This is a genomic window from Stenotrophomonas sp. YJH_SMC_81 (genome assembly GCF_059370875.1).
This window is the reverse complement of record NZ_JCAFUB010000007.1, coordinates 14,487-32,243: the sequence shown is the minus strand read 5'-3', so window position 1 is coordinate 32,243 and position 17,757 is coordinate 14,487. Positions and strand designations below refer to the sequence as shown.

The window sequence follows — 17,757 nt, the reverse complement described above, 5'->3', positions numbered from 1 at the left end:
TCGTTGTTGGTGGGTGCCGACCGTTGGTCGGCACTCAATTCGGTAGATGCCGACCTTGGCCGGCACCCCATCTCGGTAGGTGCCGGCCGCTGGCCGGCACGCTCCTAGAAGCTGTACTTCGTAGTGAACTGCAACCGGGTGATGTCACCCTTGTTGCCGTTCTCCACTTCGCGACGGCCATACATCAGCTCGGCGCCGATATCGACCTTGGGCAGCGGCGAATAGAAGATGTTGCCGCGGATGCTCTGCACGCTCTTGGTCACCAGCGGGCCGAGGATGCTGTCGTTGTCGTAGTCGCTGCGCGCGTAGATCAGGTTGGTGCGCAGCTTCGGCGAGAACGCATGCCGCCAGCCGACATAGCCGGCCAGCACGCCGGTCGGGTTGAGTTCGTCGCGGGCCACGTCATAGGCACTGTCGGCAGTGATGCCCAGGCCGATGTAGCGGGCGATGCCTTCGCCACCGGTCAGCTGGTAATGCAGCGAATCGCTGTCACCCATCACCCACTTGCCGCCCAGGGTCAGGCCGCCGGCCACCTTGTCGGCCTTCGCGCCGGTCGCCTGGTTGTCGACCTTCAACTGGCGGACGATGCCGCCGACACCGAAGGTGCCCCAGTCGCCCTTCCAACCATAGCGCAGGGTCAGGTCGGGCAGGCTGCCACGGTCGGAGTTGGCGCTGGCGTTGGTCCAGGCGCCGGTGACCGGGTTGCGGGTGCCGGTGAGGGTGGTGGTTTCCGGGTTTTCCAGCGCGACGCTGAAGCCACCCTGGGTGTAGCGCACCTGCGCCTGGCGCACGAAGATCACGCCGTCGGTGGGGCCGACGAAGTCGACCGCTTCGGGTAGTGCGGCCGCGTCCATGAAGTTGGACCAGGTCTGGCCGGCCAGCCAGTTGTTCCAGTACATGTAGGCGTGGCGCAGGGTCACGCCGTAGGTATTGGTGGCGGTCTGGTTGCCCAGCGAGTTGCCGAAGAAGTCCATCTCGAAGAACGCACCGGCCTTGTTGCCCGATTCGCTGACGTTGTCGATGCCCAGGTTGAAGCGCGAGAACTTGGCATGGGCGTTGAAATCGGTGCCCGACCGCTTGCCGCTGCCGCCAGCGCCTTCCACCGGGGTCTGGCCCGGCAGGTACAGCGAGCGGCCGGTGGCGTCATCGGCCAGCTGGCCATCGCTGGTCTGGGTGGCCAGGAAGTCGGCCTTGATGAAGCCGCCGATCTTGACCGTCGTGCCCGGTGCCGCGCCCGGGGTGAGGGTGGTGACCTGGATCGGCTGCTTGCCGGCCGGCACCTGTGCGACCGGCTTCTGCCCGGCCTGCACCGTGCGGACTTCGGTCACCGCCTGCTGGGTCTGGCTGATCTGGGTCTGTTGTTGTTGCTGCGAAGACAGCAGCAGCTGGACCTGGCGTTCCAGTTCGGCAACGCGTGCTTCCAGTGCCTTCTCTTTGGCGGTCTCTGCGAACGCCATGCCCGGTGCGACCAGGGCGACCAGCAGGCAGGCCGCCAAAGGTGTGCGCACGGCTTTCAACGTACGGTGGCTCATGTTGCCCTCTCTCCCAAGTGGCAAGGTGATGCCGCGCGTGGGGCACGGTCGAGCCGAGACTGCGGGGCGATTATGTATAGCGGCTATTCGCCATTGGTCGAACCCGGCCCTGCAGGGCGCTCACTTTCGACCATGGTCTAACCAGGGTGGTGACGCGGCCGGGGGTGGATGGGGCAAACTGAGGGGGATTGGTCGTTGCGATGCTGCGACCGCACATACAAAGTCAACGTGCAAGTGAGGGTGCCATGGCTGATATCTACCCCGTCGATCCGCAGTTCGCCGCCAAGGCACGCATCGACAAGAAGACCTATGAACAGCAGTACCAGGCGTCGGTAACCGACCCGGATGGATTCTGGGGCAAGGCCGCCGAGCGCCTGCAATGGATGCGCAAGCCGACGAAGATCAAGAACGTCAGCTACGACCTGTCCGACTTCCACATCAAGTGGTTCGAGGATGGTGAGCTCAATGCCAGCGTGAACTGCCTGGATCGCCAGCTCGAGACGCGCGGCGACAAGACCGCCCTGCTGTTCGAGCCGGACGGCCCGGATGCACCGGCCCAGCACGTGACCTATCGCGAGCTGTATGAGCGCACCTGCCGCCTCGGCAATGCGCTGCGCAACCTCGGGGTCAAAAAGGGCGACCGCGTCACCATCTACCTGCCGATGATCATCGATGCTGCGGTGGCCATGCTGGCCTGCGCGCGCATCGGTGCGATCCACTCGGTGGTGTTTGGTGGCTTCGCGCCGAACTCGATCGCCGACCGCGTCAGCGACTGCCAGAGCAAGCTGATCATCACCGCCGACGAAGGCTTGCGCGGTGGCCGCAGGATTCCGCTGAAGGCCAACGTTGATGCCGCGCTGAAGCTGCCGGGCACGAACACGGTTGAAACCGTGCTGGTGGTGCGCCACACCGGCGGCGCGGTGGACATGCAGGCCCCGCGCGACCGCTGGTTCCACGATGTGGTGGACAGCCAGCCGGCCACCTGCGAACCGGAACGCATGAACGCGGAAGATCCGCTGTTCATCCTCTACACCTCCGGTTCCACCGGCAAGCCGAAGGGCGTGCTGCACACCACCGGCGGCTATCTGCTGTACGCGGCCTGCACCCATGAAGCGGTGTTCGACCTGCGCGAGGACGACATCTACTGGTGCACCGCCGACGTCGGCTGGGTCACCGGCCACAGCTACATCGTGTACGGGCCACTGGCCAACGGTGCGACCTCGCTGATGTTCGAAGGCGTGCCGAACTATCCGGACACCTCGCGCTTCTGGAACGTCATCGACAAGCACAAGGTGACCATCTTCTACACCGCCCCGACCGCCATCCGTGCGCTGATGCGCGAGGGCGAGGAGCCGGTGAAGAAGACCTCGCGCGCGTCGCTGCGCCTGCTCGGCAGCGTCGGCGAGCCGATCAACCCGGAAGCCTGGCGCTGGTACTACGAAGTGGTCGGCGACAGCCGCTGCCCGATCGTCGATACCTGGTGGCAGACCGAGACCGGCGGCATCCTGATCTCGCCGCTGGCCGGTGCGATGGACCTCAAGCCGGGGTCGGCCACCCTGCCCTTCTTCGGCGTGCAGCCGGCGCTGGTCAATGCCGATGGCGAGATCCAGGACGGCCCGACCGAGGGCAACCTGATCATCCGTGACTCCTGGCCGGGCCAGATGCGCACGGTGTACGGCGACCACCAGCGTTTCATCGATACGTATTTCCGCACCTACCCCGGCAGCTACTTCACCGGCGACGGTTGCCGCCGCGACGAGGACGGCTATTACTGGATCACCGGCCGCGTCGACGATGTGATCAATGTGTCCGGCCACCGCATCGGCACCGCCGAAGTGGAAAGCGCGCTGGTCTCGCATCCGAAGGTGGCCGAAGCGGCGGTCGTGGGCTTCCCGCACGACGTCAAGGGCCAGGGCATCTACGCCTACGTCACCCTGGTGGCCGAAGAGGCGCCGAGCGATGAGCTGCACAAGGAACTGATCGCCTGGGTGCGCAAGGAGATCGGCCCGATCGCCACACCGGACCACCTGCAGTGGGCGCCGGGCCTGCCGAAGACCCGCTCGGGCAAGATCATGCGCCGCATCCTGCGCAAGATCGCCGAGAACGCACCGGACCAGCTCGGCGACACCTCGACCCTGGCCGATCCATCGGTGGTGGCGTCGCTGGTGGACGAGCGCAAGGTGCGATGACGTACGACCCGGGGTCGGATCCCTTTGCTCAAGGAAAGGGCTCTGACCCCATCTGCTTTCCCCCACGGTTCCCCCCGACCATGACCACCCTCCTGATTGCCGATGACCACCCGCTGTTCCGCGAAGCCCTGCGCGGCGCCGTGCAGCGGGTCATCCCGGGCGTGCAGCTGTTCGAGGCCGACAGCGTGGAAGCGCTGTACGCGCTGGCCGACCAGCACAACGACGCCGACCTGGTCCTGATGGATCTCAACATGCCCGGTGCGCAGGGTTTCAACGCACTGGTGCACATGCGCTCACTGCACCCCCAGCTGCCAGTGGTGGTGGTGTCCGCGCGCGAAGAGGCCACGGTGATGCGCCGCGCGCTCGACCACGGTGCGCTGGGCTTCATCCCGAAGTCTGCGGATTCGGACACCATCGGCCATGCGTTGGGCACCATCCTCGATGGCGAGACCTGGGCACCGCCGGAAGCGCACAACGTGCCGCCCACCGGCAGCGAAGAACGCGAAGTCGGCCAGCGCCTGCGCGAGCTGACCCCGCAGCAGTTCCGCGTCCTGCAGATGCTCGGCGCCGGCCGCTTGAACAAGCAGATCGCCTACGACCTCAACGTCTCCGAAGCGACGATCAAGGCCCACGTCACCGCCATCCTGCGCAAGCTCGGCGTGACCAACCGCACCCAGGCCGTGCTGATGGCCGGCAAGCTGGCGATCGACGACGACGCCATCGTGCTGCCGCCGGAAGAAGACTGAAGGTGACGGACTGCGGAGCCGAGCATGGGCTCGGCTCTACAGACGTCATGATGCCCCTGTAGAGCCGAGCCCACGCTCGGCTGCTCTTTGCCTCAATACCAATCACTCCTCAAGCAACCATCGACTCCACACATAGGGGTATTCCCCGATGCGCGTGGCCAGCCCAGCACGCACGGGATTGGCCGCGATGTACATCGCCTGCGTGCGCAGGCACTCATCGCCGCGCAGCGCATGATCGTAGTATCCCGGCTGCCAGATCGGCGCGTTCGCCTCAGTGCGCCTGCCGATGGAACGCCCGCTCCGTGATTTGAGGATCTGCATGCAGCCGACGAGCGTGCCGGTACGGAGTTCGAACAGCCAGTGCAGATGATCCGGCATCACCACCCAGGCGAGGGAGGAGGTCCGCCCAGTCCGCTCTACGGTGCGCAGGGCTTCGATCAGCAGATCGACGTTGGCCTTGTCACTGAACCAGGGACGACGCGCATGCGTCACCGTGGTAAGTGCATAGACATTGCCGGTATGCGACCAACGACCATAACGGAGTGCGGGACTGGCCATGCGAAGAGGCTATGGCACGCATGCCAGTCTCTCCATCAGTGCAACACCGCAATGCTTGTCAGCCAACACCCTGATGTAGAGCCGAGCCCATGCTCGGCTGCCATGCAAAGCAGCCGAGCGTGGGCTCGGCTCTACAGGTTTCCCTGCTCACCCCACGCCGTGCAGGTGTTCGTACAGGATCGTCGCGCCGATGATCACCAGGATCACGCCACCGATGATCTCGGCACGCTTGCCGACCATGCTGCCCAGCACGCGGCCGAGCATGATGCCGGCGGTGACCATGGTCAGCGTGCACAGGCCGATGACCGCGGCCATCACGCCGATATGCACGTCCATGAAGGCCAGGCCGATGCCCACCGCCATCGCATCGATGCTGGTGGCGAAACCGGTCAACGCCAGCTTCCAGAAGCCGTGGTGCTGCGAGGGGCCTTCGTCTTCGTCAGCACTGTCCGGGCGCAGGCCGTTGTAGATCATGTGGATGCCCAGCGCGCCGAGCAGGCCGAACGCGATCCAGTGGTCGAAGGCTTCGACATACTGCAGGGCGGCGCGGCCGAGCAGCCAGCCGATGATGGGCGTGATCGCCTCGATGACGCCGAAGATGATGCCGGCACGCAAGGCATCGCGGAACACCGGCTTGCGCATGGCCGCGCCCTTGCCGATCGCGGCGGCAAAGGCATCGGTGGACATGGCAAAGCCGATCAGGAGGATCGAGATGGGGGACATTGGCGACTGCTGAAGGTCGGGCTAGGACGGACGCACGGCCGGCGCTCGCGCCCAACCTGACGTTGCGCGCGCGGGCCGCTGGTCTCGCCAACCATCATGGTTGTCCACGCCACGGCGCACTGGCCGAGTATGTTGACGTGGACGATTCCTGCGAAGGAATCCGGCTACTCCCCAAGGGGACGCGAAGCTTAGCATCGCGATCCACGCGTGGCGCATTTCCATCGAAACGCGCAGGCAGGGCTGGTTTGTATAGCGATGGCTATATCAGCACGTCGCTGCGCGCGGGCTCGGCTCTACAGAGGGCCCCCGCAACTGGATTTTTGTAGAGCCGAGCCAATGCTCGGCTGCTGTTCGTCCGGACCACGGAACACCATGCCGCGCGCAGGAGCCGAGCATAGGCTCGGCTCTACAGTCGCCCGTCAGGCGCCGCTGTTGCCGGCGTCGCGCAGCGCGCCGAGGAAGGCGCGCAGCGAGGCCGGCTTGATCGGCTTGGTCAGCACGCGGTAGCCACGCTCGCGTGCCATCCGCTTCAGTTCGTCGCGGCCATCGGCGGTCAGCAGCGCACCCGGCAGCGGATAGCCGGCCGCCTCGCGCAGCGCCACCAGCGCATCGAGGCCATCCATGCGATCGTGCAGGTGGTAGTCCACCAGCATCACCTGCGGACGCTCGGCAATCTTCTCCAGCGCCTGGTCGACGGTGGCGGCAGTGATCACCTGCACCTGCCAGCGGCCGAGCAGCGCGCGCATGCCGTCGAGGATTTCCTCGTCGTTGTCCACGCACAACACCCGCAGGCCCGCCAGCGAATCGCTGCGCACCGGTGCGGGCACGGCCTGCACCGGCGTGGCCAACTCGGTATACCCGGGTAGTGGCGCCACCCGCGGCAGGATGATCGAGAACATCGAGCCCTTGCCGACGCGGCTGCGTGCGTTCAACCGATGATCAAGCAGGCGCGAGATGCGCTGGCAGATCGACAGGCCCAGGCCCAACCCCTGCTCGCCCCAGTCGAACGGCTGCTGGTAGCGGTGGAACTCGTCGAAGATCTGCCGCATGTGGTGTTCGGGAATGCCCGGGCCGGTATCCCACACCTGCAGTTCCACCTCGTCGCCGCGCTGGCGCACGGCCAGCACGATGCGCCCCTGGCGTGTGTAGCGCAGCGCATTGGCCAGGAAGTTCTGCAGTACGCGGCGCAGCAGGCGGCGGTCACTGCGCACCCAGGCCGGACGCGTGAACAGGTCCAGGCGCAGACCGCGACCCGCAGCGACCGGGGTGTACTGCGCCGCCAGCTCGCGCATCAACGCACTCACGTCGAATTCGCCGATCACCGGGTGCAGGCCACCGGCATCCAGCCGCGACACGTCCAGCAGGCCATCAAGCAGTTCTTCGGCCGCACGCAGCGACGCATCCACGCGCTCGGCAAGATGCTTCTGCTCGTCGCTCACGTGATCACTGTCGCGCAGTGCCGAAGCGAACAGGCGTGCTGCGTTCAGCGGCTGCAGCACGTCGTGGCTGATCGCCGCCAGGAAGCGCGTCTTCGACTGCTGCGCGACCTCGGCCTCATGCGAGCGCTCGGCCACGCGCTGTTCCAGCGTCTCGTTGGCTTCAAGCAGCGCCCTTTCAGCGTGCTTGTAGTCGGTGATGTCGTTGTAGCTGGTCACGTAACCGCCGCCGGGCAGCGCCTGGCCGCGCATCTCGATCACCTTGCCGTCGCTGCGGGTGCGCTCGAACACGTGCGGCGAACCGGCGCGCATGTAGCCGATGCGGCGGTTGATCTGCACTTCGATATCGCCCTCGCCCAGCTCACCGCGCTCGGCGTTGTAGCGGATCAGGTCGGCCACCGGGCGGCCCACGTAGAGCATGCCGTCGGGGTAGCCGAACATGTCCTGGTAGCGGCGGTTCCACGCGGTCAGGCGCATGTCCGGATCGACCACGCTGACCCCGGCGCTGATGTTCTCCAGCGTGGTCGACAGGATCTCGCGGTTGAAGCGCAGTTCCTGCCCGGCTTCGTCCAGCACTGCCACCACTTCGCCCAGGTCCATGCCCGAGCCACGCAGCAGGCTGGTCAGCAGCAGGCGTGCGGACGCCGCGCCGATCGACGCGGCCAGCAGGCGCTCGGTGAACTGCACCCACGGGCGGTCTGCAGGCGCGGAGGATTGCAGTTCACGGCCCAGTGACTGCGCCTGCTCGAAGAACGAACGCCGCGCATGACGTTCGCCGACCACGCGCGAGGCCAGTGCCAGCAGGTCGCCCACATGCACATGACCGGGCCAGCCACCGGCCACCGACGGGCGCTCGGCATACGGGTCGAGGAACGGTGCCGCACGCAGGCGCTCGTCCACACCGGGGCGCCAGCGTGCGGACACCAGCATCATCGTGGCCGCATTGACCAGCAGCGACCAGAACGTACCGTGGGTCAGCGGATCCCAGCCGGACATGCCGAACAGCTGCTGCGGACGCAGCCACTCGATGCCGAACGGGCCGTGCTGCACCCAGGCGGCGTCGACCCAGCCGGCCATGGTCATCGCCGGCAGCAGCAGGGTGTACAGCCAGGTGGCGAAGCCCAGCAGCATGCCCACTTCGACGCCGCGCCGGCTGGCACCGCGCCAGTACAGGCCGCCGATCAGGCCGGGCGCGAACTGCGCCACCGCTGCGAACGCCATCAGGCCGTACGAGGCCAGCGTGCTGTCGTTGCTGCTGGTGCGGTAGTAGCTGTAGGCCATCAGCGCCAGCAGCAGGATCGCCAGGCGGCGGATCCACAGCACGCGCGAGGCGACGTCGGCGGCTTCCTGGTGGTCACCGCTCCGACGCAGCAGCACCGGCATCACCAGGTCGTTGCTGACCATGGTCGCCAGCGCGATGGACGAGACGATGACCATGCCGGTGGCCGCCGAGAAGCCGCCCACGTAGGCGATCAGCGCCAGCGTATTGCGGCCTTCGGCCAACGGCAGCGCCAGCACCATCGAATCGTCGGCGACGCTGCCGCCGGTGCCGAACAGGGTGACGCCGGCGGTGGCGATCGGCAGCACCATGCCCGAGATCAGCACCAGGTAACCGCCGAACATCCAGCGCGCGCGGCGCACGTCGCGCACGTCACCGCACTCGACCACGGCCACGTGGAACTGGCGCGGCAGGCAGATGATGGCGAGGAAACTGAGCAGAGTCTGCGAGATGAAGCCGACCGGCGGCAGGCCGGTGAACAGCGTATGCACCGACTCGACCACCGCGTCGGTGCGGTTGCTCAGCCACAGGTAGGCGAACACGCCCACCGCCAGCATCGCCAGCAGCTTGATCACCGATTCGAAGGCGATCGCCAGCATCATGCCGTGGTGGTGCTCGGTGGCATCGACCTGGCGGGTGCCGAACAGGGTGGCGAACAGCGCCATCAGCAGCGCCACGTACAGCGCCGGGTCGGTGAAGAAGCCGGTGGGGCCGGTGTTGCCGGTCAGTACCTGCAGGCTCATCGCCACCGCTTTGTACTGCAACGCCAGGTACGGAATGATGCCGATCAGCGCGATGATCGCCACCAGCGCCGCCAGCCGCCGCGAGCGACCGAAGCGCGAGGAGATGAAATCGGCGATGGAGACCACGTTCTGGCTGCGTGCGATCAGCGCCAGGCGCTCGATGATGCGCCAGCCGAACAACAGCAGCAGCAGCGGGCCGATGTAGATCGGCAGGTAGCCCACGCCATTGCGCACGGCGGTACCCACCGCGCCGTAGAACGTCCACGAGGAGCAGTACACGGCCAGCGCCAGGCTGTAGACCACCGGCCGCAGCCACGGCCGGTCGGGGTACATCGGCCGACGGTCGCCCCACCACGCCACGCCGAACAGCAGCGCGGCGTAGGCAACCGAGACCAGCAGCAGGATCCAGCTGGAGACCACGCGTGCGTTTCCGTGGGAAGAACCCGCAGTGTAGGCCAGGCGTGGCCGGGGGTGCGGGCGCGTTGGGGGCAACCACCCCCACCCGGGTGGGGGCCTACGCGGTGCGGGCCACGACCGTGGGTCGTGGCCGGCTTCTTACTGGGCCGCCACGCCCATTTCCTTCAGCAGTTCCGGCGCCGGGTAGACCTTGGCCAGCAGCCAGCGCAGGTAGCGCATGTCCACGTGCACGGCGCGCTTGTAGCGCGGGTCGAACCACCAGCTGGCGCTGACCGACTCCCAGTTGCTGTCGAAGTTCAGGCCGATCAGTTCGCCCTTGGCATTGAGCACCGGCGAGCCGGAGTTGCCGCCGGTGGTGTCCAGGTTGGTCAGGAAGTTGACCGTCTGGGTGTTCAGTGCCGGATCGGCGGTGCTGCCGAAGTCACCCTTGGCGATCGCGGCCAGCAGCGGCTTGGGTGCGTCGAACGGATAGGCGCTGGTGTTCTTCTCGACGATGCCGGCCACGGTGGTCACCGGCGAGTAGGTCACGCCATCGCGCGGGTGCAGTGCCTCGACCTTGCCGTAGCTGATGCGCAGGGTGCGGTTGGCATCCGGGTACACGGCGCGGCCCTGCTTGGTACGCCAGGCGAACAGCGCCTGCATGTAGGCCGGGCGCAGGCGCAGCTGCTCGCCCTCGCGGGTCTTGCTTTCGTTCTCGATGCGCAGCTGCGCGGCCACCAGCGGGCCGGCCACAGCGATCAACGGATCGGCGGCCAGGGCCTTGCCTTCGCGCGCGGCCGCGAAGCGCGACAGGCGCTGCGCCTCGTCACCCAGCTGGGTGCCGGCGTACAGGGTGTCCAGTGCCTTGGCCAGCTGCTGCGGGGTACGGCCGAAGGCGGCGTCGAACTCGGCCACGCGCTGCGCGTCCGGCAGCTGCTGGTAACGGGTCAGCAGGGTGGTCAGCAGGGCCTTCTCGACCTCCGGTGCGTAGCGGCGCTGGACCTGCTTGAGCACGCCTTCGATCATCGCCTGGTCGCGCTGCTGGTAACCGCTCTCGCGCTGCGCGTCCGGTTTGGCCGATTCGATGCGCAGGCGCTCCAGCAGCAGCGCCGAGCGCAGCAACTGGCTCTGTGCGGCCATCTGGTCCAGCAGCAGGTCACGCTCGCCCACCGCCGCGCCCTGTGACAGGTTGGCCAGCAGCGCCTTGATGTCGCCCTGGTACCTGCGGTCGGTGGCGGCCAGCATCGCGGTCTCGTCGGCGGCACGCTGGGCCTTGGCATCGCTGCGCAGCAGGCCTTCCAGCTCACCGGCGGCGCGCTTGCGGTTGTTCTTCAGCGACTGCAGCTGCGAAGCGTAACGGGTACGTGCCTGCGCGTCCTTGGCGGTTGCCGCCTCGATGGTGTCGATCATCTGCTGGAACACCGAAACGCGGCGCGGCAGCACGGTGTCGATCTGGCCGGCGAATTCTGCCGCGGTACGGTGGCGGTAGGTGATGCCCGGATAACCGGCCAGCATCGCGTAGTCGCCCTCCTTCGGGCCCTCCACCGACATCTGCAGGTGTGCCGGCGCCTGGTAGGGCACGTTGTCCTTGCTGTAGGCGGCCGGCTTGCCGTCCTTGCCCACATAGGCGCGCAGCAGGGTGAAGTCGCCGGTGTGGCGCGGCCACATGAAATTGTCGATCTCATCGCCATAGTTGCCGATCGCACGCGGCGGCGCGTACACCAGGCGCACGTCGCTCAGTTCCAGCTGGGCGATGCGGTAGAAGTCGGTGCCGTAGTACATGTTGGCCACCGAGCAGCGCACGCTGCCATCCTTCTCGCACTCGGCCACGATCTGCTTGCTGGCCGCATCGACGGCATCGAAGTAGGCACGGCCGGTCTTGCCGCGGGCCTGCGCCAGCACCTGGTCGGTCACCTTGTCGAAGCCGACGGTGACCAGCACGCGGAAGTCCGGGTTGGCCGGGCGCTCATCGGCACGGTCCCTGGCGATGAAGCCACCGTTGATCAGGTCGTGCTCTGGGGAGCTGTTGTACTGGATCACGCCCATCGCCACGTGGTGATTGGTCAGCAGCAGGCCGTCGCTGGACACGAACGAGCCGGTGCCGCCGCCCGCGCGCACCACCGCGCTCAGCGGCGGCGCGGTGACGTTGGCCAGGTCGGCCGGATTGCCCTTGAAGCCAGCGGCCTGCAGCGGCTTGGCCAGGTCCGGCAGCTGGGTCGGCATCCACATGCCTTCATCGGCGTGGGCACCAGCGGCAAGGGTCAGGCCCAGGGCCAGGGCGGTGGGAAGGGCTTTGCGTGGCGACATGAGGCAATCCGGTACGACAGAACAGCCCGGGACCATAGCCGCTGGGGCCGGATGGGGCAACGGCCAATGGTTGGGGACCTGACGGGGAGAGCCGAGCCCATGCTCGGCTGCTCTTCCTTCAACTCGCGCTGCGCGCAGAAGCCGAGCATGGCTCGGCTCTACAGGGATGCCACGGCGGGTTACTTCTCCCGCCGCCAGTTGATCGAACCACGGTTTTCCACCGTGCTCGATTCCACTTCCACATCAAACCCGCGGCGCAGCAGGTACTTCAGCGTGATCACCGAACCGGCGCCCACCAGCGACACGCCGTAACCCACGTAAAGCTTGGGCGAGATGTACTTGCCGACGCCGATCACCGAACCACCCAGCGCGCGCGACTGACTCACGCCTGCATCATCCAGGCCCAGCTTGGCACCCAGCTGCGAGGCGAGCAGGCCACTGCCAGCCGAGAGCGCCGCCGAGGCCGCGTTGACCTGCTGCGCCTGGTCGCTGCTGGCGCCGGTCAGGCTGCGTCCCAGCACCAGATAGGCCAGTGCCTCGGACTGCGACATCGCCGGATCGGACCACACGTCGGCACGCGGTTGCTGGGCACGCCCGGTCACGTCGATGCCGGCGGTGACATCACCGATGCGGCGCTCGGCGCGGATGTTGATGCGCGGGTCGGACACCGCGTTGTAGTTCCAGTTGAGGTTGCCGCGGGTGATGGTCAGGTCCTGACCATACGCCTTGTAGCGGCCGCTCACTTCCAGGCCGCCATTGGCGGTCATTTCGCGGCCGGGCTTGGCCCAGACCTGCATCTTGCCGGTCAGCGCGCCCTTCAGGCCGAAGCCGGTCATCTTGACCTTGTCGCCCAGGCTGACGGTCAGGTCCATGTCCAGCGGCGAGGTGCGCGACTCTTCCGGATCGGCCGGGTCGAGCACCACCACGTCTTCGGACACCGAGGTGCCGCGGTCCAGGCGTTCCAGGTCGATGTCGGCCTCGGGCACGTGCACGGTGCCGCGCAGCTCCATCGCCGCCTTGGCCAGGGTGAAGTCGAGGTTTGGGTTGGCGACGATGCGCAGTTCGCTGGTGTTGGACAGCAGCACGTTCTCGCCATGGATCTTCAGCTGCAGCGGCTGCGCATCGCCGAACCACGACAGGCCACCGTCCACGTACAGCGTGCCCTGGCCCGAGTTGGCCTGCGCGGTGATCTTGGCCGAACCATCGGGCTGGGCCACGAAGCTGCCCTTGCCCTGGTCGAAGGTCAGGCCCAGCGCCGGGAATTCGCCCTTGAAGTTGCTCAGCTGTGCGTCACCGCCCAGCGACGGCTGGCCTCGCGTCCCGCGCAGGCTGACGTGGCCTTCGATCAGGCCGGTCGGTCGCACGATGTCCGGCGAGAACAGCTCCAGCCAGTACAGCCGCGACATGTTGAGGTAGAGCTCACCATTAAGCGGCGCACTGGCTTCCCAGCCGGTCTGCATCCTGGCGTCGACGAAGCCATTGCCCTGGAAGCCCATGCCCAGGTAGCCCTTGATGCTGGCCGGGGTCATGTCGAGCTTCAGCGAGAACTGGTCATAGCGCACCAGCTCGCCGCGGGTGGTATCGCCCACGGTGTTGCGGTTCTCGCCCAGGCGCACGCCGCCTTCCTTCGAGCGCACTTCCACATGGCCTTCCCAGGCGTTGCCGCGCGGGCGGATCTGCGCGTCCAGGCTGACATCGCCGCGAAGGTAGATGCGGCGGCCGGACTGCGGCGGCAACCACGGCTGCACCAGCGCCAGTGGCAGCGCGTCGCTGCGCACCACCAGGCCTTCGCGCGGCCAGTTGGCCTGTGCGCACAGCGCGCCGCTGCTGGCCGCGGCCAGGCAGGCTTCGGACAGCGTGTAGGTGCTGCCGTTGATCGCGAACGCCGCCGGTGCACGCAGCGCCCAGGCATCGCCCTTCACCGGTGCGATGCGCAGCGACGCCAGCTCGCCACGCCACTGCGTGCCCTGCTGGCGCACGCTGCCCTGCAGCTCGACCGCACCCATCTCGTTGCGGGTCTGCGCAGCCAGGCGCAGGTTGGACACACTGCCCTGCGCGTCGATGTTCAGCCGCTCCAGCAGCATGCCCGCGTTGACCTGCTGGCCCTGCACCGCCAGCGTGCCGCTGTCGCCGCGCCACGGCAGGCGGCCCTTGATGCTCACGCTCTCGGCGCCGTAGCCATCCCAGTCGAGGTTGTTGCCGACCAGGTCGGCGGTGATGTCCGGCGCATCGCGCGGGCCCTTCACCTGTACCTGGCCACGCAGGCCACCGTCGGCGCCGGGCAGCAGGTCGCTCAACTGCAATGGCTCGAAACGCGCATCGATGTCGAGGCGGTCGCCGACCTTGCCCGACGCGGTCACCCGGCTGCTGCCCAACGCCAGTTTCAGGTCACCCTGGCCCTGCGCGCCCTGCAGCGCGAACTTGCCCTGTGCGTCGAGATTGCGCTGGCGCAGCATGCCCTTCAGCGAGGGCAGGTCCACCGTGGCTTCCAGCGTACCGGCGGTGCCCGGTGCGGCATTGGCCGGCGGCGGCAGCTGGCGGCCCTTGGAGGCCAGGTTGCCGGACAGGCGGCCATTCCAGCCTGGCACGAAATAGCCGGGGTCGAAGTCCTTCAGCGTGGCCTTGGCGTCCCAGTCCAGCTGCGGCGCCCACGCCACCTGGCCTTCCACCTGCAGCTGCCCACCCGGCGTCTGCGCCTGCAGCTGGTGGATCGACGCGGCCTGGTCGTTGCCACGCACATCGAAGTGCAGCTGCGCCTTCTGCTTTTCGCGTTCGACCTCGGCGCGGCCGATCGCCGCCCAGGCCTTCAGGGTACCGGCCAGGCCGAAGCGTGCTTCCTTCAGAGTGACCGGCACCGGCGCGCTGCCGGCGGTGTTCGGATCAGGCGCCGGTACATAGGTCAGGTCACGCGCGACCACCGAGAAGTTGAGCTTCTGCTGGTCTTCCTGGCTGAAATCGGCGGTACCCTCCAGGCGGGCTTCGCCACCGAGACCCTTCAGCAGCAGCGGCGAAACCTTCAGCACCTGGTCCTGCAATGACACCACGGACGGTGCCAGTTCCAGTTCCTGCTCGCCCTGCTTCACCTTGCCACGCAGGGTGGCATTGCCGCCCTTGCCAGCAGCAGTGAAATCCAGCGACAACGGCGTGATCGCCGAGCTCGCCAATGCCGGCGACAGCAGCGCCAGATCCAGCTCGTCGCTGCGCACGCTGGCATTCCACGTCGGGTCGGTGCGGCCATCGAACACCAGCATCGCGTGCAGCGGCTTCGGTGCACGCCCGGCCACCGCCACTTCCATGTGCGACAGGTCACCGCGGGCGACCAGGCCAACGGTAGCGGCCGTGCGCCCACGCGGTGCCGGCAACACCGCCGTCACCGTCACGTCGGTGTCGTAGTCCTTGGCCGGGATGTAATGGCCTTGGGCAGTGAAGTTGCCCATGTCACTGTCGACCACCAGCTTGTGCGCCTGGAACTCGCCGTTGGCGATCTCGATGCCGCCGCGCACGCGGCTGATGTCGATCACCGGTTCGTTGGCCTGGCTGATGCGGAAGCCATCGATGGCGATGGCATCGGCCTGGATCGCCAGCGGCATCTCGATCTGCGGCAGGGAATCGGGCCAGGACGGCAGCTTGAACGGCTCATCGCTCTTGGCCAGGTTCAACGTCGCGTTGGTCAGCTCCAGCTTGTCCAGCAGCAGCTTGCGGCCCAGCAGCGGGCGCAGGTCCGGCTCCAGGTGCGCACGCTCGGCGTGGAAATGGATGTCGTCATAGCGGAAGTCGACGTTGTACAGGGTCAGCGGTCCGGCCACCGGACCCTCCACCTTGTCCCAGGTGAAGCTGGCACCCACCGGCAGCCGCGCCACCACCTGGGCCAGCAGTACGTCACGTCCGGCCACGGTCTGCAGCAGCCAGTACACCGCCAGCAGGGCCAGCAGCACCAGGCCGATCACGCCGGCGCCGGACCATGCCCAGAAGCGGCGACGGCGATAGAAACGCACGCGTGGCGGCGGGGTGTTCGGGGTCGGTGCGGGCGTGCTCACAGGTCCGCTCCGATGTTCAGGTACAGCTGGAACTGCGAATCCGGGTTGTTCAGGCCGTGCGCCACGTCGATGCGCACCGGGCCCACCGGCGATTTCCAGCGCACGCCGAAGCCGACGCCGGTATGCAGGTCGATGGTGTTGTCGAAGGCACTGCCGGTATCGACGAACACCGCCGCACCCCAGGGGCCACCGTTGAAGTAGTGCTCGTACTCGGCCGAGCCGATCACCAGGTTCTTGGCACCCAGCGCGTACTTGTCCGGCTTCGGCGTACGCGGGCCGACCTCACGGTAGGCGTAGCCGCGGATGCTGCGGTCACCACCGGCGAAATAGCGCAGGCTCGGCGGCATCGCCACCAGATCGCTGGTCCAGGTGGTGCCGCCCTCGCCGCGCAGGATCAGGCGATTGCTTTCACCCACCGGGATGTACCAGCGCAACACGGCATTGGCCTGCACGAAGCTGGTATCCGAGCCGGCGCCTTCCACGCCGGCACGCACCGTCGCCGCGCCGCTGATGCCCTTGCGCGGGAACATCTCGTCGTCGACGTTGACGTAGTCGGCAACCATCTGCGGGTACACCAGCGTCGAGGTGTTGTAGACGGCGTCGGTGAATTCGGTGCCGGAGGCATAGCGCCAGCGCTCGCGCAGCGCGTTGATCGAGGCGATCGCGGTCCAGTGCTCGTTGATCTCGCCGCTGCGGCTGGCGATCAGCTTGAAGTTGCGCAGGTCGATGTAGTCGGTCTGCTCGTCGTACGCGCTGGCGGCGAAGGTGTACCAGCCATCAAGCCAGTTGAAGGCCGGAATGCGGTAACTGGTGACCAGGCTCTTGCGCTTCTGCGCATAGTCCAGCTGCGTGTTCATCTTGTGGCCGCGGTTGTTCAGGAACCGCCGCTCGATGCCACCGCGCACACCCGGGCCGCTCTCGCTGCCGTAGCTCAGGCCTGCGGTGTAGATGGTGCGCTTGGCCCGGGTCAGCTTCACGTCCACCGGCACTTCGCCGTTTTCATCGGCCTGGTCCGGGCGCGGCTGGATGTCGATCACGCTGAAGTAGTCCAGCTTGGTCAGCGACTCGCGCAGCCGGTCCAGCTTGCCCTCGTGGTAGTAGCTGCCCTGGTCCCAGTACACCAGTGGATCGAACAGCTTGTCGACGAAGTAATCCTGCTCGAAGCGCACCGGGCCCATGTTGTAGCGGCGGCCGCTGTCCCAGGTCAGGTCGATGTCGGCGGCGTTGTCGGCGCGGGTGATCTGCACCTGGCGCTGGGTGTAGTCGGCATCGAAGTAGCCACGCTCGGCCAGGCGCCGGGTGATGGTGATCTTGCTGGCTTCGTACTGGGTGTGCTCGAAGCGCTGGCCCTTGCGCGGCTTGAAGGCGGCCAGGTCGTCCTGCAGGTACTGGTCGTACATCGCCGGGCCGGTGATGTCGATGTGCTCGCGGCGCACGGTCACCGGGGCGCCCTTGTCGACATGGATCAGCACGCGCACGTGCTCATCCTCGCGCGGCGCCTCGACCTTGATCACCGGGTTGTAGTACCCGAATGGTTCCAGCGCCTGGCGGGTCTGCCGCTCGGCCTGCGACAGCAGATACTCCAGGCGCGATTCGCCCTGCTCCTTGCCGATCGTGTCGTACAGCGACAGCGATTCCTGGATGTTCTCGATGATTGCGGCGTCGTCGCCCTTGTCCAATCCCTTGATGTCCACCTTGTCGATGGTGCCGCGCGCATGGACCACGGAAGTGGCGGCCAGCGACAGGACCATCAGCGGCAGGGCGTATTTCTTTGGCTGCATGCGGCACAGCATACCGACCGGAGGTGACGA

Annotated in this window: 9 protein-coding genes and 1 riboswitch; of the genes, 2 read left to right on the top strand and 7 right to left on the bottom strand. The window is 67.1% G+C overall.

All coding sequences use genetic code 11. The features are described from left to right. Nucleotides 1–104: 104 nt before the first annotated feature. Complete coding sequence (locus tag AC5P8U_RS14725) at nucleotides 105–1,532, bottom strand: DcaP family trimeric outer membrane transporter (protein ID WP_057494015.1); 1,428 nt, start codon at nucleotides 1,530–1,532, stop codon at nucleotides 105–107. A 245-nt stretch (nucleotides 1,533–1,777) separates the two neighbouring features. Here AC5P8U_RS14725 and acs point away from each other — a divergent pair, with 245 nt between their 5' ends. Then, nucleotides 1,778–3,721: an acetate--CoA ligase gene (gene acs / locus AC5P8U_RS14720; protein ID WP_228336662.1), complete on the top strand. Its 1,944-nt coding sequence runs from the start codon at nucleotides 1,778–1,780 to the stop codon at nucleotides 3,719–3,721. Between the two features lie 80 nt (nucleotides 3,722–3,801). Next, the gene (locus AC5P8U_RS14715) at nucleotides 3,802–4,467 is read left to right on the top strand and encodes a response regulator transcription factor (protein ID WP_005420420.1); all 666 of its coding nucleotides are present in this window, start codon (nucleotides 3,802–3,804) and stop codon (nucleotides 4,465–4,467) included. A 102-nt stretch (nucleotides 4,468–4,569) separates the two neighbouring features. Here AC5P8U_RS14715 and AC5P8U_RS14710 read toward each other — a convergent pair whose 3' ends face one another. From AC5P8U_RS14710 to AC5P8U_RS14685, 6 genes are all read right to left on the bottom strand, one after another. Further along, nucleotides 4,570–5,025, bottom strand: coding sequence for an REP-associated tyrosine transposase (locus tag AC5P8U_RS14710; protein WP_072168863.1), 456 nt, complete (start codon nucleotides 5,023–5,025; stop codon nucleotides 4,570–4,572). A 147-nt stretch (nucleotides 5,026–5,172) separates the two neighbouring features. After that, complete coding sequence (locus AC5P8U_RS14705) at nucleotides 5,173–5,748, bottom strand: manganese efflux pump MntP (protein ID WP_447897564.1); 576 nt, start codon at nucleotides 5,746–5,748, stop codon at nucleotides 5,173–5,175. Between the two features lie 89 nt (nucleotides 5,749–5,837). Continuing rightward, nucleotides 5,838–5,927, bottom strand: a riboswitch (yybP-ykoY riboswitch). A gap of 240 nt (nucleotides 5,928–6,167) precedes the next feature. Beyond that, entirely contained in the window at nucleotides 6,168–9,626 is a 3,459-nt protein-coding gene (locus tag AC5P8U_RS14700; RefSeq protein WP_447897565.1) for a hybrid sensor histidine kinase/response regulator, read from the bottom strand. A gap of 135 nt (nucleotides 9,627–9,761) precedes the next feature. Beyond that, a complete protein-coding gene (locus AC5P8U_RS14695; RefSeq protein WP_447897566.1) occupies nucleotides 9,762–11,909 on the bottom strand; it encodes a S46 family peptidase in 2,148 nt (715 codons plus the stop codon). Between the two features lie 179 nt (nucleotides 11,910–12,088). After that, entirely contained in the window at nucleotides 12,089–15,946 is a 3,858-nt protein-coding gene (locus AC5P8U_RS14690) for a translocation/assembly module TamB domain-containing protein (protein WP_088496643.1), read from the bottom strand. Then, entirely contained in the window at nucleotides 15,943–17,739 is a 1,797-nt protein-coding gene (locus tag AC5P8U_RS14685; RefSeq protein ID WP_032954656.1) for an autotransporter assembly complex protein TamA, read from the bottom strand. Before AC5P8U_RS14685 ends, AC5P8U_RS14690 begins: the two co-directional genes overlap by 4 nt. Nucleotides 17,740–17,757: the final 18 nt, after the last annotated feature.

Excerpts from the sequence above, each read along its gene's own strand:
- AC5P8U_RS14725 (WP_057494015.1), bottom strand. The coding sequence starts at position 1,532 with ATGAGCCACCGTACGTTGAAAGCCGTGCGCACACCTTTGGCGGCCTGC.
- acs (WP_228336662.1), top strand. The coding sequence starts at position 1,778 with ATGGCTGATATCTACCCCGTCGATCCGCAGTTCGCCGCCAAGGCACGC.
- AC5P8U_RS14715 (WP_005420420.1), top strand. The coding sequence starts at position 3,802 with ATGACCACCCTCCTGATTGCCGATGACCACCCGCTGTTCCGCGAAGCC.
- AC5P8U_RS14710 (WP_072168863.1), bottom strand. The coding sequence starts at position 5,025 with ATGGCCAGTCCCGCACTCCGTTATGGTCGTTGGTCGCATACCGGCAAT.
- AC5P8U_RS14705 (WP_447897564.1), bottom strand. The coding sequence starts at position 5,748 with ATGTCCCCCATCTCGATCCTCCTGATCGGCTTTGCCATGTCCACCGAT.
- AC5P8U_RS14695 (WP_447897566.1), bottom strand. The coding sequence starts at position 11,909 with ATGTCGCCACGCAAAGCCCTTCCCACCGCCCTGGCCCTGGGCCTGACC.
- AC5P8U_RS14685 (WP_032954656.1), bottom strand. The coding sequence starts at position 17,739 with ATGCTGTGCCGCATGCAGCCAAAGAAATACGCCCTGCCGCTGATGGTC.